Raw genomic sequence first — 19,123 nt, forward strand, 5'->3', positions numbered from 1 at the left:
CCTCAGTAGACCCGCGGCATGGCGCGGTTGCGGCCCGCCGTCCGCAGCTGCACGAGCCCGGTGAGGTCCTGGCGCTCCAGTGCTGCCTGCAGCTCGCCGGTGACGGTATCGGCTGCGTCGGCCACCGTGCGCAGGTCGGCGCCCCGCTCGATGGTGGCGTCGAAGTGGGCCACGATGCGACCTCGGTCGTGGTTCACGCGCCCTCGGGCCGAGCGCACCCCGGGCGTCCGGGCCAACGCGTCGGCCGCCGCATCGATGACGGGCCCGGCAGCCACCAGGAGCCTGCCCTCCGGATCCGAACCGGGAAGCGAGAGGACGCTGATGCCGCGGCGCGGCAGGTGCGCGAGGAGCCAGCGGAGCCCGAGGAGGGCCAGGATGACCCCGCCGACGCCGAGTGCCCACGGCCACCACTGCTGCCGGGGCCACCAGCGGATGCCGCTGAGGTCCACGTGGTCGGGAACGGAACCGAGCCGGCCCGCCCACCAGAGGATGCCGAGCACGCCGAGCGCGACGAGCACCAGGCCCGCGAGGGCGGTCATGACCCGGTCGAGGGCCAACGTTCCACGGCTCATCGCTGCCGCCTCTCCGTGGTGACCCGCACCGTGGGTTGGGAGGCGAGCGGCTCCAGGCGCTGGGTGACCGCGTCGCGGACCCGCTGCGGCACGTCGGCATCACCGGTCGAACGGATGGTGACCGCCACCCGACGCGGCGTCGCGGAGGCGCGCACCCCCAGCACCCCGTCGACTCCCTCGGCAGCCGTCTCCACGAGGCGGGTGACGTCCCGTGGACGCAGGAAGACGCCGGTGCCGGCGGTCACCGCCGCGACCTTCGGCCCGGACCGGAGCAGCGCCTTGACGAGGAGGGCCAGGCCGAGGAGGCCGAGGAGGGCCCCGACCACGACCGTCCAGACCTCGGGTCGCACTCCCTGCACCACCGTCGCCAGCTGGTGCAGGAGCGGCTTGCCGCTGATCAGCCGGGCGTAGAGGAGTGCATCGCGCACCGCCAGCACCCCGATGGCGGTCAGGAGGGCGGCGAGCAGGATGCCGAGTGCGCCGGTGCTGACGGTCCGCCTGGGTGTCTTGGCCGGCGGCATCGCCGGCGTCGACGCCGGCGGCATGGCCGGCGACGTGGCGGGGCTGTGGCCCTGGTCGAGATGCGTCTGGCTCACTGGACCCTCCGGTGCTCGCTCGTGGCCGGCGCCACCGTCGCGACGGTCACGTCGACGGCGTCGACGACCAGGCCCACCAAGGTCGTGAGCCGGTCCCGGACGTGGCCGCGCACCTGCGCTGCGGTGCTGGCGAGGGGGACGGGCCAGTCGACGGCGATGTCCAGCTGGACTCGCACGTGCCCACCTGCGATGTGTGCCTTCACCTTGGGATACTGCCGTCCGACGACTCCCCCGAGGCCGGAACCGACGGAGCGCACCCCACTCACCTCGCACGCCGCGATGCCGGCCACGCGTTCGACGACGCGGTCGGCGACGTCGAGCCGTCCCCGTTCGGCAGGATCGGGGAGGCCGCCGGCCGACCCACGGCTGCTCGCCGCGGGCTGGGGCGGCGAAGCGGTGACGACCTCAGTCACGGCGACGGCCACCCATCAGCCGGGAGAGGTCGAGGCTCCCGTCGAGCTGGCCGCCGACGAGGAAGCCGACGGCACCGAGGACGAGGGCGAGCAGGAAGCCGGTGAAGCCGCCGGTTGCAGCGGCCACTCCGAGCAGCAGGCCGGCGATGAGGCCGATGGATGAGCTGGGCATTGCAGTCTCCTTTGACAGAAGTGCCGTCCGGTGAAGCAGCCGAGGCGGGTTCAGCGCTGCGTGTTCAGATGTCGGTGGTGCGCCGGGCCCCGGGAAACGACCGGGGGAGCCGGCCCCGGACCCTGCTGGCGGCGTGTCGGGTGCGCCGCGCCAGGCGCATCCGAGTGCCACGCCAGGTGCGGATGACGACCACGTCCACCGCTCCGACCTCCTGAGAGGCCGCTGGAGTCGATGCGTCGGTCGGCGAGGCCGCCTGGCCCGGCACCGCGAACGCCCGATCGATCGCGGCCATGGCCGAGAGGTACGCGTCGACGTCCCCGCCCCGGTCCGGGTGGTGCACCGCGGCGGCTCGTCGCCGCAGCCGCGCCCACTCGGTGCGCGCGGCCGGGTCGACGGGTCCGCCCCTGGTCATCAGGACTCCCGTGCCTTCGCCGTCCCACCGGGGGTGGCCACGTCGGCGACCACCACGTCGACCGGTCCGTGCGTGAGGCCGGCGACCGCCTCCCTGACCTGCTCAGCGGTGGTCTGGGCCGGCGCTCCCCACTCGAGGACCACGTGCACCGTCGTGCTCCCGGTCCGAAGCTGGACCCCTCTGACCGTGCGGCCCGGCAGGTGGGTCGCGGCCTCCCCGAAGGCCCCCGGGTGCAGGCCGGCGACGCCGGGCACGAGGAGCACCACCGCCGCGACGGCGTCTGCCATCTCGGTGGACGTGCTCTCGGGCGGTGCGAGGTTGCCGCCCGCCCCCGGCTCTCCGGTCACTGGACGCGCGGCTCGGCCTGCTGGTCCTGCTGGTCCTGGTCGTCACTCTCGAGGAAGACGTCCTGGACGTCGATGTTGACCTCCGTGACCTCGAGGCTGGTCATGCGCTCGATCGAGCTGATGACGTTGCGGCGGATGCCCTGGGCCAGGTCTGCGATGGACACGCCGTACTCGGCCACCAGCTGGAGGTCGACCGCGGCCTGTCGTTCGCCGACCTCGACGGAGACCCCCAGGGACTGGTTGGTGCGCCCACCCGGGATGCGTTCCCGGATGGCGCCGACGGCCCGGGCCGCCCCTCCACCGAGGGCGTGCACGCCCGAGACCTCGCGGGCCGCGATGCCCGCGATCTTGGCGACCACGGTGTCGGCGATGGTCGTGCGCCCCTGGTCGGTGACCAGCGGGGAGAGCACGCCACCTGCGCTGCCGGCGGAGGTGGCGCTCGTGCTCGATGACCTGCTCTGGATGTCGCTCTGCGCGTCGCTCATCACGGGCTCCTTCGAAGAGAGTCGAATTCAGCCGGTGGCAGTCGGGGCCAGGCGGGGCCGGGAAGACCACCTACCTGGGTATGTACCCGTAAGCGGCAGGCTCGCATCATTCGGGGGTGCACAGGGGGTGAGCCGGACGTGACCGCGGGGGCGTGGGGCGCCCGCGGCATCGATGGACGGAGGCACGATGAAACCACTGCGCTGGCTGCTCGCGGGTCTGGTCTGGCTCGTCGCGGGACTGCTGGGACTGGTGGGGGCGCTGCTGTGCGTCACCGTCATCCTGCTGCCTCTCGGCATACCGCTGCTGATGCTCACCCGTCGGCTCTTCTCGTGGGCGGCCGCACTCGTGCTGCCCCGGGCTGCACGCCATCCCGTCCAGGAGGCGGCGGACGCGCTCGCGCGCGGGACGAAGGACGCGGGCAAGAGCATGAAGGGTGCGAGGAAGCAGATGTCACGCCGCTCGAGGCGGGCGAGGAAGACGGCGGCCCGCACCGTCGAGGCAGCGAACCCGACCTCCTGATGGCGGGGTATCGCAGGTCCGTGGGGGCCGGCAGCGATGACTGACCGAGCCGTCACGCGCGACCGTGGGGGTGGCTACCTCTCGCGCCCAGCGCCGAGCGGGCTCGCCGACGTCATCGAGATCGTCCTCGGCAAGGGCATCGTCATCGACGCCTACCTGCGTGTCTCCCTGCTCGGCATCGAGCTGCTCACCGTGGACGCACGGGTGGTCGTCGCCAGCGTCGACACCTATCTGCGCTTCGCCGAGAGCACCAACCGGCTCGACCTGGAGGCCCAGGGTCCGCCCAGCCTGGTGGACGTGGCCATCGAGGGAGCGGGCAGCGCGATCGAGTCCGTCGCGGCCGACGTGGTGGAGGGAAAGGTCGAGGACGTCGTCGAGAAGGTGGAGGACACCGTGGAGAAGGCGAAGGACGTTGCGCAGAGCGTCGCCGGCACGGTCGTGGAGAAGACCCGCGAGGTGGTCGAGAAGCTGACCCCCGACGACGATGACGAGGACACCCGCGGCTGAGGGGCGCCCGCACGGCGGCCCGACGGCCCGGCGTGCGGCCTGTCAGGTCAGCGACAGCTCCACGCGCAGGGCCTGGTGGTCGGAGACGGGCAGCCGCAACGCCTCGCCGGCGCTTGCGCTCACCCGGCCGCGCAGCAGCACGTGGTCGATCTGCTGGGCGGGGGAGTCGACGGGGAAGGTGGGCAGGGACACGCCCGCCCGCATACCGGTGAGCCTCCCCGCGGGCTCGGGCCCCATGTTGAGGTCGCCGACGAGCACGAGCGGGCCCTCCTCCTCGCAGACGCTCGCGACGAGGTGGCGCAGCTGCCGGCGGTTCCACCAGTCGATGAACGACAGGTGGGTGTTCACGACGGTCACCGGCCCCTCGGGGGAGTCGATGTCGGCGACCACGGCCACCCTCGGCTCGTCCCGCACGAGCACCGGCCAGCGCTGGCCCTTGAAACGCATGGGCACCCGCGTCGGGACTGGAGCCAAGCGGACGACCCGCCAGCCGCGCACGGGGTACCTCGACAGCAGGGCGATGCCGTATGCCGCCGCGTCGGGCTGCTCGTCCCCCGTGGCCGCCACCCACGTGGCGCCGGGGCTGCCGGACAGGGCTGCGACGAAGCGGTGGTCGGGGGCGTCCATGACCTCGGCCGCGATGGCGGTGAGGTCGGCGTTGTCCGACCGGTGCTGGTTGTGGTCGACCTCCTGCATGGCGAGGACGTCGCAGTCGAGCCGCCGGACCGCCTCCCGGAAGCCCGCGAGGTCGACGTGCTGGTCGGTCGGCACGCGACCGTTGAGGATGTTGAAGGTCGCGAGTCTCATGCGTCTCGCCTACCCGCCGGGCGCCGGCGGTCACCCGCGGTCACCGGCCGTTGCGTGCGGCATACGGGCTCGGGCGGGTAGGCGGAGGTCATGGAAGCCGAGAACACCTCCGACCTGCGGGAGGCGCTGAAGACGGTCGCCGTGGCGCTGAAGACGACGGGCCTGCCGTTCGCGCTCATGGGTGGCTATGCCGCATGGGCCCGGGGTGGGCCCGAGCCAGACCACGACGTCGACTTCCTCGTCGCCGACGAGGACGCGGTGGAGGTCGCCGCACGTCTGGCCGACCAGGACCTCGACGTCGTGCAGCCGCCCGAGGACTGGCTCTTCAAGGTCTACACGCACGGCGCCATGGTCGACGTCATCCACCGCCCGGTCGGTGGCCCGGTGCACCGCGAGGAGGTGCTGCGGGCGACGCCGATGGAGGTGCTCTCGGTGGAGATGCCGGTGCAGGACGCGACGGACCTCGTGGTGCACAAGCTCGCGTCGCTGGACGAGCACTACTGCGACCTCTCAGCCGTGCTGCCCACCCTCCGCGCGCTGCGCGAGCAGGTGGACTGGGTCCGGGTCGCGAAGGAGACGTCCGAGAACGACTTCGCCGCAGCGGTGCTCTACCTCCTCCGGCGCCTGCACATCGTGGCGGACAAGGGCGAGGAGGAGGGCGAGGAGGAGGGCGAGGAGGAGGGCGAGGAGGAGGGCGAGCTCAGCCCATGACGAGGCCCTCGATGTCGTGCTTCTGGGAGATGGGCGCCAGCTCGTCGACGACCGGGCACGACAGGTGCTCGCGCACCCGCTCGGGCAGCTGCTCCCAGTAGGCCTTGGTGACCGCCAGGTCGTGGTGGGCGTCGTTGCCGGCGCCCGGGGCGTCGACGCCGAGGACGAGCACCGGTCGCGCCACCGACGAGGCGTTCGGCGTGCCGCGGTGGATCGTCAGGGCGGAGCGGGCCGAGATGTCGCCGACCTTCGGGTACTTGCGCTCGGCGCGAGCCTCGTAGCGCGGGTACATCGACTCCGGCGGGAACATCTCGTGGTCGAAGTCGTCGCCGCGGTCCCACTGGGTGCCCGGCGCGACCTCGAACGGCCCCATCTCGTCGGTCGTGTCGACGGTCGTGAGGTTGAACGCGAGCGAGGTCAGGCGGTGCTCGTCGGTGGTCTCGGACGGGCTCGGGAAGTCCCGGTGCCACGGCTGGACCTTCGCCCCGGGGAAGGGGGTGTCGAAGCCGACCTCCACGATCGTGTAGTCGCGCCCGAGCACCGTCTCGCACACGGTGCGCACCCACGGGTGGTCCACCAGGTCGACGAACCCGCGCAGCGCCTCGGGGTGGATCTCGACGTACCAGCGGTTGGGGCCGCGGCCCACGGCGCCGCCCTCGCGGGAGCGCGCCTCCTCGAAGGCGACGTCGATGTCCTCACGCAGCTGCCGGACCCACTCGGCCGAGAAGGCGCCCTTCAGGGCGATGATGCCGTCGGTGTCGAGCCCATGCCGGATGGCGGCGACGTCGAAAGGCTGGTCGAACTGGTCTGATCCGGTCACCTCGGTCCTCATGGTCCGACGGTACGCGCCGACGGGTGCGTCGCGGCCGATCGCGGTCCAGAACGGCCACATCGCTCTTGACACGACATTCGGCGCACTCCACACTGCCGAATGGCTTGGTGGCCCTGTGGCCTAGCCAATCCTTCTGACAACGAGGTCATCGGGCGGCGGGAGCGCCGGCTGACCGACCTCACCCGGCCGCGACGCCGAGCGCGACCCCGACCCGCCCCGAGAGAAGCCCCATGTCGCACACGTCTGACCTCGTCCTCGACGAGGAGCAGAAGGTCCGCGCCGACCGTCCCGGTCCGCTGCACCGCTTCACCGACCTGTCCGTCCGCTACGTCGAGAAGTGGATGCCGGACCCCTACCTCTTCGCCGTCATCCTGACGATCGTCGTGGTGGCCCTGATCTTCGCCTTCGTGCCGGGCGCGAGCCTCGGCGGCGTCGTGGACGGCTGGTACAAGGGGGTCTGGGGCGAGGGCAACATCTTCACCTTCGCCATGCAGATGATCCTGATCCTCGTCGGTGGCTACACGCTGGCCGAGGCCCCGCTCGTCAAGCGCGGCCTGCAGTGGCTGGCGAGCAAGCCGAGGAACCAGGCCCAGGGCGGCCTGCTCTGCTTCGGCGTCGCGGCGCTGGCGTGCGTGGTCAACTGGGGTCTCGGCCTGGTCGTGGGCGCCCTGCTGGCACGTCAGGTCTTCGGGCGGCTGCGCACGGTCAACTTCGCCTACCTCGTGGCCGCCGGCTACATGGGCTACATGGTGTGGACCTCCGGCCTGTCGAGCTCGATCGCCCTGGCCAACACCGACAAGACGAGCAAGCTCAACATCATCTGGTCGCAGACCCACCAGCTCGTGCCGCTCAGCGACACGATCTTCCGGCCCTACAGCTTCGTGCCGATGCTCGTGCTCGCCGTGGCGATCGGCCTGCTCGTCCACCGCATGTCGCCGCGTCCCCAGGAGACCACCGAGCAGGCGGACGTCGACCGCGAGGCGCTGCTCGCGCTCGACCAGCAGCCCCAGGACACGCGGCCGGCCGGCCCGCGCACCCTCGCCGAGAAGCTCGAGAACCTGTGGGTCCTCAACGTGCTCGTCTTCGTCGCCGGCATCGCCTACTTCGTGCGCAGCGGCTTCGCGCTCAACATCGGCTCGATGGTGATGCTCTTCTTCATCCTCGGCGCGCTCTTCCACTGGACGCCGATGCGCTTCATCCGCGCCTTCACCGAGGCGGCCAAGACCTCTGGTCCCCTGCTGCTGCAGTACCCGCTCTACGGCGGCATCATCGGCCTGCTCGGCTACACCCCGCACGCGGGCGTCCACCCCCTCCAGACGGTCATCGCCTCGGCGATCGTCTCGCACGCGACGTACTACACGCTGCCGTTCCTCAACTACGTCGCGTCGGTCGTCATCTCGCTCTTCGTCCCGTCCGGCGGAGGCCACTGGGGCGTCCAGGGTCCCGTCGCCGTCGACGCGGCCGTGCAGCTCGGCCAGACGTCGCCCGCCTACCTCGGCAAGATCTCGATGTCGGTGGCCAACGGCGAGGCGGTTGCCAACATGATCCAGCCGTTCTGGCTGCTGCCGGTCCTGGCGATCGCCAAGCTCAACATCCGCCGGGTGATGGGCTTCACCGTGGTCGCCTTCGTCGTCGGGTTCGTCGTCCTCGGCGTCGGCAGCCTGCTGATGCCGCTCCTGCCGTGACCGCGGGCTCGGGATGGGCGACGATGGCTCCGTGGACGTGAGCGCACCGACGGCAGAGCAGGCTTCCCTCGTCGAGCACTCGGCGGTCGAGCTCTCCGGGCTGATCCACCAGCGTGAGGTCTCCTGTGTCGAGGTGATGGCTGCCCACCTCGCGCAGATCGAGCGCCACAACCCCGAGCTCAACGCCATCGTGGCCCTGCGCGACCCCGAGGTGCTGCTCGCCGAGGCGCGGGAGCGTGACGAGGAGCTGGCCGCCGGTCGCAGCCGCGGCTGGATGCACGGCTTCCCGCACGCCGTGAAGGACCTCGCGGCCGCGAAGGGCCTGCCGCACACGTCCGGCTCGCGGATCTTCGCGGGCCGGGTCGCCGAGGCCGACGACGTGCCGGTCGCCCGCATCCGCGCCGCCGGGGCGATTGTCATCGGCAAGACCAACACCCCGGAGTTCGGGCTCGGCTCGCAGAGCTACAACGAGGTGTGGGGCACGACCGCGAACCCCTGGGACACCTCCCGCACGGCCGGGGGCAGCAGCGGCGGCGGCGCCGCGGCGCTGGCCGCCCGGATGGTCCCCGTCGCGGACGGCTCGGACAACATGGGCTCGCTGCGCAACCCGCCTGCCTTCAACCACGTCGTCGGCCTGCGACCGTCGTGGGGTCGGGTGCCCGAACCGGGCTTCGTGCCGTACGGCAGCGTCAACGGGCCGATGGGTCGCACCACGGCCGACGTCGCGCGCCTGCTTGCGACGATGGCGGGCCCGGACGCCGGCGCGCCGCTGTCGCTGGACGACGACCCGGCGGTCTTCGCCGCCATCCTCGAGCGCGACTTCAGCGGTGCACGGATCGCCTGGGTGGGGGACTGGGACGGTTACCTCGCGACCGAGCCCGGTGTGCTCGACCTGTGCGAGTCGGCCCTCACCACGTTCGAGAGCCTCGGCTGCGTCGTGGAACCCGCCCTGCCGGCATACGCCCCCGAGGAGATCTGGCGCTCCTACCTGGCGTGGCGCGCGTGGGGCAACCTGCGCTACGCCGACCTCTACGACGACCCGGCGACGCGCGAGCTGATGAAGCCGGAGCTGGTCTGGGAGATCGAGTACGGCCTGCGCCTGAGCGCCCGCGACCTCACGCAGGCCGCCGCCGCCAGGGACGGGTGGTATGCCGCGCTGGCCGACCTGCTCCAGCGCTACGACTACGTCGTGGCGCCCAGCGCTCAGGTCTTCCCCTTCGACAAGACGGTGCACTGGCCGGAGGAGATCGCCGGCCGGCCGATGGACACCTACCACCGCTGGATGGAGACCGTCGTCCCGTGGACGATGTCGACGCACCCGGTCGCGGCGGTGCCCGCCGGCTTCGACGCGCGCGGGCTGCCGACCGGCGTCCAGCTCGTCGGGAGGCGCCACGACGACCGCGGCGTCCTGCAGCTGGCCCACGCGTACGAGGCGGTGAGCCCCGTCATGGACGGCTCACTCCCGCCGCTGCTGACCCGCGCCACCCCCGCGTGACGCGTCCCGGCCCGCGGGCCTCTCGGCTCCGCGGACCGGGGGGTCGGCGCACCGGTCAGCGCACGTGCTCGTGCTCCTGGCCCGGCGCCTCCGCGGCTGTGTCGGCTGGGTCGTCCCGGTGGGCTCGATCTGCCCGGTGGGCTCGGTGGGCCTCTCGGCCGTGGTCGGACGCCCGCGCCTCGAGCGCCTCGAAGAGGGCGTGGCTGTAGGTCTGGAAGCCGAGCATCGCCTCGACCCACTCGCGATCGCGCTCCACCGACCCGTTGCGCGCGTCGCCCAGCTCGTTCACCACGGCGAGGCGCCGGTGCAGCTCGTCCGTCAGCACCGCCCCGAGGAACGTCGTCAGGTCCTCGGGTGAACCCGTCTCTATGGCCTCCTCGGCCAGGGGGATCACGGGGCCGACGTCGATGCCGGCGGGCCCCAGGCCGGTGAACGGTGCGCCCTCGGCCTCGCGGTGCAGCCGGACGACCGTCTCGAAGAAGAGGCGCTCGGCCACGACCCGGGCGCCGTGGCCCAGGGCGCGCACGGGCAGCACGGAGTCGAAGCTCGCCCTCACCTCGTCCTCGGCGCTCGTGGGGACGTAGGGCAGGACGAGCGTCACCTCGCCCGCTTCGAGGGCGTTTCGGGCCGCCCGGACGACGGGACCGTCGAGGGAGTCGCAGTGCGAGGGCATGGTGTCCTCCTCGTGGAGAGACGTGGCGAGACCCTCCTGTCCCTCGACGGTAGACAGCGGGGTGGCGGTGCGGCAGGGTCCAAGGTCCCGGCGCCGCGATGTCCCCGCACGGAGCAGCGCCCGGCCACGGTGCGAAGGGGGAGCACACCGCCGTCGGGTATGCCGCCCAGCGACTCCCGCACGACGCCCACACCCGGGACACCTGGCTCACCCGCATCCGCCCCTGGGAGCGCGGCGGGCGCACCTGGGAGGCCGTCGGCATCCGCCGCTGGAAGGACCGGCTGCCGGACTTCGGCGCCGCGCTGGGCGGCTCGTCCAAGCGCCACCTTCCGGGGCCGGGCGCCGCCGGCCGTGTTCAACCTTCGTGGACAGACCACCCCACCGTGGCTAGTTTGGGCAGATCGTCGGGGCGGCATCACCCGCCTCGGACCGATCGAGAGGGATGTTCCCATGTCTCGTCACCTCCACCTGTGCCCTCCCTCCACCGCAGACCGGGAGGCATGACCGTGTCCGGTTCCGGCCCTGAGCTCAAGAGGGCGCTCAACCAGCGACAGCTGACGATGATCGCCATGGGCGGCGTCATCGGCGCGGGCCTGTTCGTCGGATCGGGAACCGTCATCAAGGCCACCGGACCGGCCGCGTTCCTGACGTACGCCATCTGCGGGGTCCTCATCATCATGGTGATGCGGATGCTGGCCGAGATGGCCGTGGCCAACCCTTCCACCGGCTCGTTCGCCGACTACTCCCGCAAGGCGCTCGGCAACTGGGCGGGCTTCTCCGTCGGCTGGCTCTACTGGTACTTCTGGGTCATCGTCGTGGGCTTCGAGGCCGTGGCCGGCGCCAAGGTCATCAACTTCTGGCTCCCCGGCGTGCCCACCTGGGCGCTGAGCCTGCTCCTCATGCTCCTCATGACGGGCACCAACCTCATCTCGGTCTCCTCGTTCGGGGAGTTCGAGTTCTGGTTCGCGGGCATCAAGGTCGGCGCGATCATCGTCTTCATCGTGTGCGGTTCGCTGTTCGTCCTCGGCATCTGGCCGAACGCCGATCTGAACTTCAGCAACCTGACCGCCTACGGGGGCTTCTTCCCCAACGGGGGACTGGCAGTCACCGCGGGAGTCGTGACGGTGATCTTCTCGATGGTGGGCGCCGAGATCGCCACCATCGCGGCGGCCGAGTCGGACAACCCGGAGCGGGCCGTCTCCAAGGCCGCCAACTCGGTGATCACCCGCATCGCGATCTTCTTCGTCGGCTCGATCTTCCTGCTCGCGGTCATCCTGCCCTGGAACTCCTCCACGCTCGAGGCCTCGCCGTACGTCGCGGCGTTCCAGAAGATGGGGATTCCCTATGCCGACCACGTGATGAACGCCGTCGTGCTGACCGCCGTGCTGTCGTGTCTCAACTCCGGCCTCTACACGGCGTCGCGGATGCTCTTCGTCCTCGCGGCGCGCCGAGAGGCTCCCGCGTCGATGGTGTCGGTCAACTCGCGAGGCGTGCCGGTGGTCGCCATCCTGGCCTCGTCGGTCGTGGGCTTCCTCGCCGTCATCATGGCGGCCGTCTCGCCCGACACCGTCTTCTCCTTCCTGCTCAACTCCTCCGGCGCCGTCATCCTCTTCGTCTACCTGCTCATCGCCGTCTCGCAGATCATCCTTCGCTACCGGGCCGACCCCGCCACGCTGAAAGTGAAGATGTGGTGGTTCCCGGCCCTGTCGGTGATCACCGCGCTGGGCATCGTCGTGGTGCTGGTGCAGATGGGGCTGACCGAGGACGTGCGGATCCAGCTCGTGCTGAGCCTCGCGTCGTTCGGCGTGGTCCTCATCCTCTTCTTCATCAACCGGGCCCGCATCGCGCGACTGCCCGAACGCGTCGTGCCCGAGCACACCGGTGCCGCCCGACGCGTGCTGGTCCTGGCCAACCAGACCCTCGAGGCCGACGAGCTGATGACCGAGCTGCAGCGCATCGACGCCCAGGGGGAGGCGACCTACCACGTCTGTGTCCCGGCCAGCGCGGTCGAGACGGGCACCGCCTCCACGCACGGCGCGGTGTCGGTGCGCGACGCGACGATGGAGGCCGCCGAGGGTCGGTTGCAACGCACGCTCGAGGCGCTCGCGGCACACCGGCTCGAGGCCACCGGCGGTCTCGGCGACTACCGGCCGCTGCGGGCCCTCCGGACGGCGGTCCGGCAGTTCCAGCCCGACCAGATCGTCATCGTGACACTGCCCGCCTCGGAGTCCGTGTGGCAACGGTTCGAAGTCGTGGACCGGGCAGCCGAGCTGGCCATACCTGTGACCCACGTCGAGGCCGCCTCGCTGGTTGCCAAGGTCTGATGCATGACGATCGTCGTCGCATACACCGCGCAGGACAGCGGCACCTCGGCCCTCGAGCTGGCGAGCGTGCTGTCACGATCCACGGGTGAGCCCCTCGCCGTCACGGTGGTGGTGACGACGCCACACGCGGCGGGAGCACCCGAGTTCATAGACGGCGACTACCTCGGGCCCCTCGCCGCCTGGGGCGAGTCCGTCCTCGAGAAGGCGCAGACGAGTCTGCCGAGCGACGTCGCGGCGACCTTCGCGGTGCGTGAGGCATCCTCGATCCCCGGCGGGCTGCTCGGGCTCGCCGCGGACGTCCACGCCTCCGCCATCGTGCTCGGCTCGTCCACCAAGGGTCCCCTGGGACGGATCTCGCTCGGCAGCGTCACCGACCGGCTCCTCCACTCGGCCCCGCTGCCGGTGCTCCTGGCCCCACGCGGCTACCGTCCCGGGCCCGCTGCGCACCTCCGCCGGGTCAACCTCGGCTACGGGGGATCGGCCGACGGGGCGCACGTGGCCGTCGTGGGCGCGCGCCTCGCCCAGAGGGTCGATGCCGACCTGCGGGTCGTGACGTTCGCCGTCCGGCCGCCGAAGCGGTTCTACGGGAGTGTCGAGGAGTCGGCGGACGAGCTGGTCGTCGACAGGTGGGTGGCCCGGACCAAGGAGTCTCTGCGTACCAAGGTGGGCCGGACGGATCCGGCTCTCGGCGAGCGGCTCGCGCGGTCGCTCGTGCTCGGTGAGGGCGTCTCCTGGGGCAAGGCCATCTCCGACGTCCACTGGAGCGACGGCGACCTGCTGGTCGTCGGCCCGTCCTCGTCAGCCCCTGCCGCGCGCCTCTTCCTCGGCTCCCGGGCCTCCAAGATCGTGCGCTCGTCGCCCGTCCCGGTCTTCATGGTGCCGGCGCCGCGCGACGGCTGACTCTCCCGGGCCAGGACGTGCCGGGAGAGTCGGATCCCGCCCAGACCGGCGCCGCAGCATCCCACTCATCCGCGCTCGTTGCGCCGGGTCTCGAACTCTGAGTGCCCGTTCGGACACTTCGGGATGCGGTCACCTTGGGTGACATGGACCTTCTCGTCACAGGAGGCGCAGTAGAAGTCACCGGTCTTCTCGGCCTTCTCGCCCGCGTGTGCAGCCATGGGTCTCCTCCTTGGAACAGGTACTGGTATCGCATGCCTACCCGCCGCGCCTGCAGGTCATTCCTGTCATCGGGTGGAGGGGTGGCCCAGCCGGCGTCGGCCATTCGCAGGAACGACGAAACCGCAGGCCACGACGAGGTGACCTGCGGTTCCGGAGGTTGTGGCCAGGGGCGGGGTCGAACCGCCGACCTCCCGATTTCAGGGAGACGCATAGGTGCATGTCAGCGGCCCGCCTGGCCGCGTCGTGCGATCCGGCGTGCGATACGCCGTCAGATCGTGCAGGCCACGTACCCGCGTCGACGGTCACCCTGGTGGGGCGCCTCGGGGTGCTGGGGCGTTCAGGTCGTAGCGGATGCCGATGAGGCGGATGGCGAAGCAGACGCTCGCGCCGACGAGGGCGCCCGGCAGTGTGGCAACGCCGAGCTCGTGGGCGGTGACGATGATGGCTGCGCCGACCAGGGCTGGGATCGCGTAGAGGCCGCTGCTGAGCACGCTGGGCACGCGACCGATGATGGCGTCCCTCAGGGTGCCGCCGCCGACGCCGGTGATGGTTCCCAGCAGCACCGCCGGCAGTGGGCTCATGCCGCGGTCGAGGGCCTTGAGGGCGCCGGTGACGGCGAAGAGGCTCAGTCCCATGGCGTCGAGGACGTTGATGGAGAAGGACCGGTGGTCGAGTCTGGTGCCGAAGAGGAAGGCCAGGAGCGCGCCGCCGGCGGCAACAAGAAGGTAGCGCCAGTCGCTGAAGGTGGCAGGTGGGAGGGAGCCGAGCAGGACGTCGCGGACGATCCCGCCGCCCATGGCGGTGAACATGCCGAGGACGAGGACTCCGACGATGTCGAGGCGCTCGGCTCGGATGGCGGTCAGGGCGCCGTTGAGGGCGAAGACGAACGTGCCGGCGAGGTCGAGGACGAGCAGGGCAATGTGCGGGGTGGGCACCGGGCGGCCTCAGTGGCCCAACCACGCCAGGGCTGCGACCACGAGGGCGGAGGTGCCGGTGTCGAGGGTGGGCTGGATGACGGGAGCGAAGTAGGGGGAGTGGTTGACGGGGATGTCCGTGTCGATGCTCCCCACTGCGACGGCGGCGCGATACGTGTCCGGGTCCGTCCCACCGATCCCCCAGTAGGTGTAGGGCACGCCGAGGGCGGTGGGCACGTCGGAGAAGTCCTCGCTGGCGCTCTGCAGCGGCAGCTCGGTCAGGTTCTCGCCGAAGTGCTCGGCGAAGGCGGCGTGGACCCGGGCGGTGGCCTCGCCGTCGTTGACGGTCGGCGGGAAGCGGTCATAGAGCTCGAACTCGGGGTCTGACGGCGACCTGGACGCCTGGCACTCCGCGACGGCGACGCGGCGGATCGCGTCCAGGACGGTGGAGCGGGTCTGCTCGTCGTAGGTCCGCACATTGAGCTCGAGCACCGCGTGGTCGCCGATCACGTTGCTCTTGGTCCCGGCGTGGATGCTGCCGACGGTCAACACCGCCGGTGTGGTCGGGGCGACCTCGCGGGAGATGACCGTCTGCAGGCGGATGACGATCATCGCGGCCAGGACCACAGGGTCCACCGCCGCCTGGGGCATGGAGCCGTGTGCGCCGCGGCCGTGGACGGTGACGCGCATGCTGTCGGCCGCGGACAGGACCGCCCCGGCACGTGTTCCGACCGTGCCGGCGACTCCAGGTAGGACGTGCTGGGCCATCGCGACGTCGACCGCGCCCACCACGTCCGCGAGGCCGTCGCCGACCATCCGGCGCGCGCCGTCGCCGAGCTCCTCTGCGGGTTGGAAGAGGGTGACCAGGGTCCCGCTCCACGCGTCTCGGTGCCGGGTGAGCAGGTGTGCCGCGCCGAGCAGGCAGGTGACGTGCACGTCGTGACCGCAGGCGTGCATGACGGGAACCTGCTCCCCGGCGGAGGCGCCGGTGGGGGCGGTGGCGGTGCTCGCGTACGGCAGGCCGGTGGCCTCCTTGACCGGTAGCGCGTCCATGTCGGCCCGCAGCAGGACGCACGGGCCGTCGCCGTTGCGCAGCCGACCGACGACGCCGGTGCCCCCGATGCCCTCGGTGACGTCGAACCCGTTGTCGCGCAGCCTGCTCGCCACGTCGGAGGCCGTCTGGTGCTCCTGGTGGGACAGCTCCGGGTGCTGGTGCAGGTGCCGGTAGAAGTCCTCCTGCCAGGGGCGGCAGTCTGACAGGTCGTCCAGGATGGTGCTCACGTCCAGCTGCGGGCTGATCATCGGTCCTCCTGCGCTTCGTGGGTGTCGTTTCGGTAGATGCGTCCGCGGGCCATGACGAAGTCCACGCTCGCGGTCGCGGTGATGTCGGTGGTGGGGTCGCCGGGCATGGCCACGAGGTCGGCGCACGCGCCGGCTGAGATGACTCCGAGGTCCGTCCGCCGCAGGAGCTCTGCAGCGACACTGGTCGCGGCCTTGAGGGCGCGAACGGGCGTGATGCCGGCGGTGACCATCGCCTGGAACTCGCGGACCCCGTGGCTGAACGGGAACATGCCGCAGTCGGTGCCGAAGGCGATCTTGACGGTGCTGGCGGCGATCCGGTGCTGTGCCTGGAGGATCTGGGTGTGGTCGCGGGTGAACTTGCCCACCGCCTGTGGGGGCAGCGTGCCGTGCTCGAGCTCGGCGAGGTCCTCCTGCGTCATCTGCATCGTCGGGACGATGAAGGTGCCGGCCTCTTCGGCGAGAGCGATGCCGTCGTCGTCGATGAGGTAGGCGTGCTCGAGGCTGCGCACGCCGGCCCGGATGGCCTGCTGGCAGGCCTGCGCTGCGCCGGTGTGCACAGCGACCGGAAGGCCGAGCTGGGTCGCGGTCTGCACCAGGGCCGTGAGCTCGTCGACGAACCAGGTGGTGCGGGCCGGGTCGTCACCGGAGCTGAAGTAACCGCCGGCGTTGGCGGTCTTGATCCAGTCGCTGCCGTACTTGTGCTCGGTGCGCACCCGGGCGCGCACCTGCATCGGGCCGTCGGCCGGGTCCGCGACGGGCAGGTGCCAGCGTGGGGCGTACATGCCGCCGATGTCGGCGTGGCTGCCGGTGGCCCCGATCAGGTGACCGGCGACCACGAGGCGCGGACCCGGGACGGTTCCCGCGGCGATGGCGTTGCGCAGGTCCACGGTCGGCCACTCGGGGTCCATGGTCCCGAGGTCCCGCAGGGTGGTGAACCCGTAGCTGAGGTACCGCTGGGCCAGCCCGAGACCGGTGAGGGCCTTGCTGGCTGAGGTGGACAGCGTCTGGGCGGCGATCCTGGAGCCGGCCATCGTCAGGTGGACGTGGCAGTCGATGAACCCCGGGGTGACCGTCCGGCCGGAGAGGTCCACGACGTGGGTGCCGGTCGGCCGGGAGACGGAGCCGCCGACCTCGACGATGCGGTCACCGTCCACCAGGATCTCGGCCGGACCGGTCAGAGTGTCAGCGCGCCCGTCGAAGAGGGCGCCGCACACGATGACGGTAGGCAAGGCGGTGGCCCCTCTCCCTACTCGGCACCAGGTGGGAGGCTGTCGATGACCTCGACATGCGCGGCGTCCCAGGGAGCGGCGGTGCTTCCGTGGTTCATAGGTCGGGCTCCTTGCGGTCCCGGGGAGTGCTCGTGTCCATCGACGTGGGCCGGTCTGGTGCAGGGATTCACGCGTGTTACTCCCTCTCCGGCGATGGTCTCCGAGCCGGCTGAGCGCAGGCTGGGATCGCGCGCCACGGCCCGCGGGTGAGCGGCCGTGGACGGGGTCACCAGAGGTGCGAGGTGCCGTGAGCGATGTTGAAGTACATGCCGATGTGCGTGTAGTAGTTCAGCGCACCGAACAGCAGGAGCACGAGACCCCCGACGAGCCACGCGCGGGCCGCCCAGACCAGCAGGGCTGCCCGGTCGGTCAGCTGCGCGAATGCGAAGAGGATGGCGCCGAGTGCGACGATGCCCCACAGACCCCCGAGGAACAGGGCCTCCAGCAGCGGCAGGTGGCCGAAGCGTCCGCTGATGGGCTCCTCCGGTGGCGCGGCGCCGAGCTGGAAGCGGACGAACGTGATGGCCAGGACGCCCATTGCCACGCCGAGGGCGCCAACGAAGTAGGAAACCGGCTTGAGGGCCCGGAGGGCCGTCGCGTTGGCGGTGTCGGGGTCGGCGGTGAAGAGGGTCCTCTGGCGCCACAGGTACACCGCAGCGAAGAGCAGGAGTGCGCCGAACCCCGCCGCGGGCTGGCCGAAGGCGATGTTGGCGTACTCGAAGCCGTTCCCGCCGAAGGGCCACGTCACGGTGGTGTGGATCCCGAGTGCGAACAGTAGTAGGCCCGTGACGCCGAAGAACCCGGCCCATCCTTCGCTCTCGATCCTCTTGCCGCGGACCAGGCGGGTCAGGAAACTGGCGAAGCCGATGAGTCCCGCTCCGGCGGTGATGGCTACTAGCTCGTTGTAGACGACCATGTCGTCTGTCCTCCTTGTCCGACCTGCTTTCTCAGGCCTGTCGGGGTGTGTCCTGCGTGTTTCGCGGCTGTTCCTGTGTGGGAATGCCGTGTGTTTGCTCTCCTTGGGTGTCTGGTCTGGTCGCCCTCCGCACACTCACGGCAGGCGGTGTCGTCAGCGGGAGCGTTCCTGGTGGTGTGTTGCTGCCCGTGCCGGGTGCACCGCGCGAGACGTGGGCTGGGCGCTGCGATCTCCGCATGTCGCGTCTATCAGGCCGGCGATGAACCAGGCGACGACGAAGAGGATGGCGATGGCGCCGGGGATCAGGGCTTCGGTGGGGGCCATGAGAGCTCCTTCCTAGCGGGGGCGTTGCCCGCAAATAACGCTACAGTTGGTGTAGCGTTTTAGTTCATCGCTTTGTTCCAGGGGGAGCCGTGACACCTGCACGAGGCCGGCCTCGCGACGCGCAGGCCGATGTCCGGATCGCCGGCGCCGCCCTCCAGCTGCTCAGAGACGAGGGCCCGGCAGCGGTGCACATCGAGGCGGTGGCTGCCCGCGCGGGGGTGGCTCGAACGACGGTCTACCGGCGCTACCGCAATCGGGCGGCGCTGTTGGCGGCGACGTTGGATCAGCTGGAGGACGCGCCGTTCCCGGCGCCGGAACTGCCGCTGGAGGAGAAACTTCGCTGGCTCCTCGAAGAGGCGCTGCGCCTGGTCGAGGTCCAGCTGGGCCGTGGCGCGGTCGCCGCGGCGCTCGCCGATTCCGATCCCGCCTTCACGGCGGCCTTCCGGGCGCACTTGGTGCGGCAGCTGACAGCCTTGCAGGCACGGATCGATGCCGACGTCGCGGCAGGCCGGATTCGCGCCGAGGTGAACGCCGATGCGGTGGCCGGGCTGGCCTTCGGCGCCTACCTGGGCGAGGTGCTGCGGTACGGCCAGGCCCGGCAGGGCTGGGCGGACGGGGTCGTCCGAATCCTGTTGCACGGGACAGAGCCGCGACGGGCTGATCCGGCGACGTAGGCGAGCGGTGGTCCATGGCGCAGAGGGTTGTCGGGGCGGCCACCTGTCTCGAGCG

The 19,123-nt window shown here is 71.2% G+C and carries 24 protein-coding genes; 8 read left to right on the forward strand and 16 right to left on the reverse strand.

Annotation, left to right across the window (positions count from 1 at the left end):
• Positions 1-2: 2 nt before the first annotated feature.
• The 7 genes from ABD194_RS10195 to ABD194_RS10225 all read right to left on the reverse strand — a co-directional run bounded on the left by ABD194_RS10195 (position 3) and on the right by ABD194_RS10225 (position 2,997).
• A complete protein-coding gene (locus ABD194_RS10195) occupies positions 3-572 on the reverse strand; it encodes a hypothetical protein (RefSeq protein WP_343990898.1) in 570 nt (189 codons plus the stop codon).
• Positions 569-1,168, reverse strand: coding sequence for a DUF6286 domain-containing protein (locus ABD194_RS10200; protein WP_343990900.1), 600 nt, complete (start codon positions 1,166-1,168; stop codon positions 569-571). The genes ABD194_RS10195 and ABD194_RS10200 overlap by 4 nt, the downstream gene beginning before the upstream one ends.
• Complete coding sequence (locus tag ABD194_RS10205) at positions 1,165-1,581, reverse strand: Asp23/Gls24 family envelope stress response protein (RefSeq protein ID WP_343990902.1); 417 nt, start codon at positions 1,579-1,581, stop codon at positions 1,165-1,167. The genes ABD194_RS10200 and ABD194_RS10205 overlap by 4 nt, the downstream gene beginning before the upstream one ends.
• A complete protein-coding gene (locus ABD194_RS10210; RefSeq protein WP_343990904.1) occupies positions 1,574-1,753 on the reverse strand; it encodes a DUF2273 domain-containing protein in 180 nt (59 codons plus the stop codon). The genes ABD194_RS10205 and ABD194_RS10210 overlap by 8 nt, the downstream gene beginning before the upstream one ends.
• A gap of 64 nt (positions 1,754-1,817) precedes the next feature.
• Positions 1,818-2,165: a hypothetical protein gene (locus tag ABD194_RS10215; RefSeq protein WP_343990906.1), complete on the reverse strand. Its 348-nt coding sequence runs from the start codon at positions 2,163-2,165 to the stop codon at positions 1,818-1,820.
• Positions 2,165-2,512 carry an Asp23/Gls24 family envelope stress response protein gene (locus tag ABD194_RS10220; RefSeq protein ID WP_343990908.1) on the reverse strand — a complete coding sequence of 116 codons (348 nt, stop codon included), beginning with the start codon at positions 2,510-2,512 and terminating at the stop codon, positions 2,165-2,167. The genes ABD194_RS10215 and ABD194_RS10220 overlap by 1 nt, the downstream gene beginning before the upstream one ends.
• Positions 2,509-2,997 carry an Asp23/Gls24 family envelope stress response protein gene (locus ABD194_RS10225; protein ID WP_343990910.1) on the reverse strand — a complete coding sequence of 163 codons (489 nt, stop codon included), beginning with the start codon at positions 2,995-2,997 and terminating at the stop codon, positions 2,509-2,511. Before ABD194_RS10225 ends, ABD194_RS10220 begins: the two co-directional genes overlap by 4 nt.
• A 187-nt stretch (positions 2,998-3,184) precedes the next feature.
• On the opposite strand from ABD194_RS10225, the gene ABD194_RS10230 reads away from it, so the two are divergent.
• Both ABD194_RS10230 and gvpJ read left to right on the forward strand, forming a co-directional pair.
• The gene (locus ABD194_RS10230) at positions 3,185-3,517 is read left to right on the forward strand and encodes a hypothetical protein (protein ID WP_343990912.1); all 333 of its coding nucleotides are present in this window, start codon (positions 3,185-3,187) and stop codon (positions 3,515-3,517) included.
• A 36-nt stretch (positions 3,518-3,553) separates the two neighbouring features.
• The gene (gvpJ, locus tag ABD194_RS21625; protein ID WP_425579972.1) at positions 3,554-4,024 is read left to right on the forward strand and encodes a gas vesicle protein GvpJ; all 471 of its coding nucleotides are present in this window, start codon (positions 3,554-3,556) and stop codon (positions 4,022-4,024) included.
• Positions 4,025-4,066: 42 nt separating this feature from the next.
• Here the strand turns inward: gvpJ and ABD194_RS10240 are convergent, their stop codons facing one another.
• Positions 4,067-4,831, reverse strand: a complete 765-nt coding sequence (locus ABD194_RS10240) for an endonuclease/exonuclease/phosphatase family protein (protein ID WP_343990914.1) — start codon at positions 4,829-4,831, stop codon at positions 4,067-4,069.
• Between the two features lie 90 nt (positions 4,832-4,921).
• Between ABD194_RS10240 and ABD194_RS10245 the strand changes: the two genes are divergently transcribed.
• The gene (locus tag ABD194_RS10245; protein ID WP_343990916.1) at positions 4,922-5,542 is read left to right on the forward strand and encodes a nucleotidyltransferase family protein; all 621 of its coding nucleotides are present in this window, start codon (positions 4,922-4,924) and stop codon (positions 5,540-5,542) included.
• Here ABD194_RS10245 and ABD194_RS10250 read toward each other — a convergent pair.
• Entirely contained in the window at positions 5,532-6,374 is an 843-nt protein-coding gene (locus ABD194_RS10250) for a phytanoyl-CoA dioxygenase family protein (RefSeq protein WP_343990918.1), read from the reverse strand. The two genes, ABD194_RS10245 and ABD194_RS10250, sit on opposite strands and share 11 nt — an antisense overlap.
• 230 nt (positions 6,375-6,604) lie before the next feature.
• On the opposite strand from ABD194_RS10250, the gene ABD194_RS10255 reads away from it, so the two are divergent.
• A complete protein-coding gene (locus ABD194_RS10255; RefSeq protein WP_343990920.1) occupies positions 6,605-8,059 on the forward strand; it encodes a TIGR00366 family protein in 1,455 nt (484 codons plus the stop codon).
• A gap of 31 nt (positions 8,060-8,090) precedes the next feature.
• Positions 8,091-9,554: an amidase gene (locus ABD194_RS10260; protein WP_343990922.1), complete on the forward strand. Its 1,464-nt coding sequence runs from the start codon at positions 8,091-8,093 to the stop codon at positions 9,552-9,554.
• Between the two features lie 55 nt (positions 9,555-9,609).
• On the opposite strand, the gene ABD194_RS10265 is transcribed toward ABD194_RS10260, so the two are convergent.
• Entirely contained in the window at positions 9,610-10,227 is a 618-nt protein-coding gene (locus ABD194_RS10265) for a DUF6448 family protein (RefSeq protein ID WP_343990924.1), read from the reverse strand.
• Positions 10,228-10,727: 500 nt separating this feature from the next.
• Here ABD194_RS10265 and ABD194_RS10270 point away from each other — a divergent pair, with 500 nt between their 5' ends.
• Both ABD194_RS10270 and ABD194_RS10275 read left to right on the forward strand, forming a co-directional pair.
• Positions 10,728-12,551: an amino acid permease gene (locus tag ABD194_RS10270; protein ID WP_343990926.1), complete on the forward strand. Its 1,824-nt coding sequence runs from the start codon at positions 10,728-10,730 to the stop codon at positions 12,549-12,551.
• A gap of 3 nt (positions 12,552-12,554) precedes the next feature.
• Positions 12,555-13,451, forward strand: coding sequence for a universal stress protein (locus ABD194_RS10275; RefSeq protein ID WP_343990928.1), 897 nt, complete (start codon positions 12,555-12,557; stop codon positions 13,449-13,451).
• A gap of 65 nt (positions 13,452-13,516) precedes the next feature.
• On the opposite strand, the gene ABD194_RS10280 is transcribed toward ABD194_RS10275, so the two are convergent.
• From ABD194_RS10280 to ABD194_RS10305, 6 genes are all read right to left on the reverse strand, one after another.
• Positions 13,517-13,669, reverse strand: a complete 153-nt coding sequence (locus tag ABD194_RS10280; protein WP_343990930.1) for a zinc ribbon-containing protein — start codon at positions 13,667-13,669, stop codon at positions 13,517-13,519.
• Between the two features lie 303 nt (positions 13,670-13,972).
• Positions 13,973-14,605: a trimeric intracellular cation channel family protein gene (locus tag ABD194_RS10285; protein ID WP_343990932.1), complete on the reverse strand. Its 633-nt coding sequence runs from the start codon at positions 14,603-14,605 to the stop codon at positions 13,973-13,975.
• Between the two features lie 9 nt (positions 14,606-14,614).
• Complete coding sequence (locus ABD194_RS10290; RefSeq protein WP_343990934.1) at positions 14,615-15,886, reverse strand: amidohydrolase; 1,272 nt, start codon at positions 15,884-15,886, stop codon at positions 14,615-14,617.
• Positions 15,883-17,115, reverse strand: coding sequence for a metal-dependent hydrolase family protein (locus ABD194_RS10295; protein WP_343990936.1), 1,233 nt, complete (start codon positions 17,113-17,115; stop codon positions 15,883-15,885). Before ABD194_RS10295 ends, ABD194_RS10290 begins: the two co-directional genes overlap by 4 nt.
• Before the next feature lie 265 nt (positions 17,116-17,380).
• Positions 17,381-18,070, reverse strand: coding sequence for a DUF981 family protein (locus tag ABD194_RS10300; RefSeq protein WP_343990938.1), 690 nt, complete (start codon positions 18,068-18,070; stop codon positions 17,381-17,383).
• Between the two features lie 153 nt (positions 18,071-18,223).
• Positions 18,224-18,394 carry a hypothetical protein gene (locus ABD194_RS10305; protein ID WP_343990940.1) on the reverse strand — a complete coding sequence of 57 codons (171 nt, stop codon included), beginning with the start codon at positions 18,392-18,394 and terminating at the stop codon, positions 18,224-18,226.
• A gap of 89 nt (positions 18,395-18,483) precedes the next feature.
• Between ABD194_RS10305 and ABD194_RS10310 the strand changes: the two genes are divergently transcribed.
• Positions 18,484-19,068: a TetR/AcrR family transcriptional regulator gene (locus ABD194_RS10310; RefSeq protein WP_343990942.1), complete on the forward strand. Its 585-nt coding sequence runs from the start codon at positions 18,484-18,486 to the stop codon at positions 19,066-19,068.
• The last annotated feature ends 55 nt before the right edge of the window (positions 19,069-19,123 follow it).

The organism is Terrabacter terrae (assembly GCF_039529575.1).
In the GTDB taxonomy this organism is placed as follows: Bacteria; Actinomycetota; Actinomycetes; order Actinomycetales; family Dermatophilaceae; genus Terrabacter; species Terrabacter terrae.

Bases quoted from the DNA above. Each gene is read 5' to 3' on its own strand.
- gvpJ (WP_425579972.1), top strand. From the start codon at position 3,554: ATGACTGACCGAGCCGTCACGCGCGACCGTGGGGGTGGCTACCTCTCG.
- ABD194_RS10250 (WP_343990918.1), bottom strand. From the start codon at position 6,374: ATGAGGACCGAGGTGACCGGATCAGACCAGTTCGACCAGCCTTTCGAC.
- ABD194_RS10255 (WP_343990920.1), top strand. From the start codon at position 6,605: ATGTCGCACACGTCTGACCTCGTCCTCGACGAGGAGCAGAAGGTCCGC.
- ABD194_RS10230 (WP_343990912.1), top strand. From the start codon at position 3,185: ATGAAACCACTGCGCTGGCTGCTCGCGGGTCTGGTCTGGCTCGTCGCG.
- ABD194_RS10210 (WP_343990904.1), bottom strand. From the start codon at position 1,753: ATGCCCAGCTCATCCATCGGCCTCATCGCCGGCCTGCTGCTCGGAGTG.
- ABD194_RS10265 (WP_343990924.1), bottom strand. From the start codon at position 10,227: ATGCCCTCGCACTGCGACTCCCTCGACGGTCCCGTCGTCCGGGCGGCC.
- ABD194_RS10275 (WP_343990928.1), top strand. From the start codon at position 12,555: ATGACGATCGTCGTCGCATACACCGCGCAGGACAGCGGCACCTCGGCC.
- ABD194_RS10225 (WP_343990910.1), bottom strand. From the start codon at position 2,997: ATGAGCGACGCGCAGAGCGACATCCAGAGCAGGTCATCGAGCACGAGC.
- ABD194_RS10280 (WP_343990930.1), bottom strand. From the start codon at position 13,669: ATGGCTGCACACGCGGGCGAGAAGGCCGAGAAGACCGGTGACTTCTAC.
- ABD194_RS10240 (WP_343990914.1), bottom strand. From the start codon at position 4,831: ATGAGACTCGCGACCTTCAACATCCTCAACGGTCGCGTGCCGACCGAC.
- ABD194_RS10300 (WP_343990938.1), bottom strand. From the start codon at position 18,070: ATGGTCGTCTACAACGAGCTAGTAGCCATCACCGCCGGAGCGGGACTC.
- ABD194_RS10270 (WP_343990926.1), top strand. From the start codon at position 10,728: ATGACCGTGTCCGGTTCCGGCCCTGAGCTCAAGAGGGCGCTCAACCAG.
- ABD194_RS10215 (WP_343990906.1), bottom strand. From the start codon at position 2,165: ATGACCAGGGGCGGACCCGTCGACCCGGCCGCGCGCACCGAGTGGGCG.
- ABD194_RS10305 (WP_343990940.1), bottom strand. From the start codon at position 18,394: ATGGCCCCCACCGAAGCCCTGATCCCCGGCGCCATCGCCATCCTCTTC.
- ABD194_RS10195 (WP_343990898.1), bottom strand. From the start codon at position 572: ATGAGCCGTGGAACGTTGGCCCTCGACCGGGTCATGACCGCCCTCGCG.
- ABD194_RS10290 (WP_343990934.1), bottom strand. From the start codon at position 15,886: ATGATCAGCCCGCAGCTGGACGTGAGCACCATCCTGGACGACCTGTCA.
- ABD194_RS10245 (WP_343990916.1), top strand. From the start codon at position 4,922: ATGGAAGCCGAGAACACCTCCGACCTGCGGGAGGCGCTGAAGACGGTC.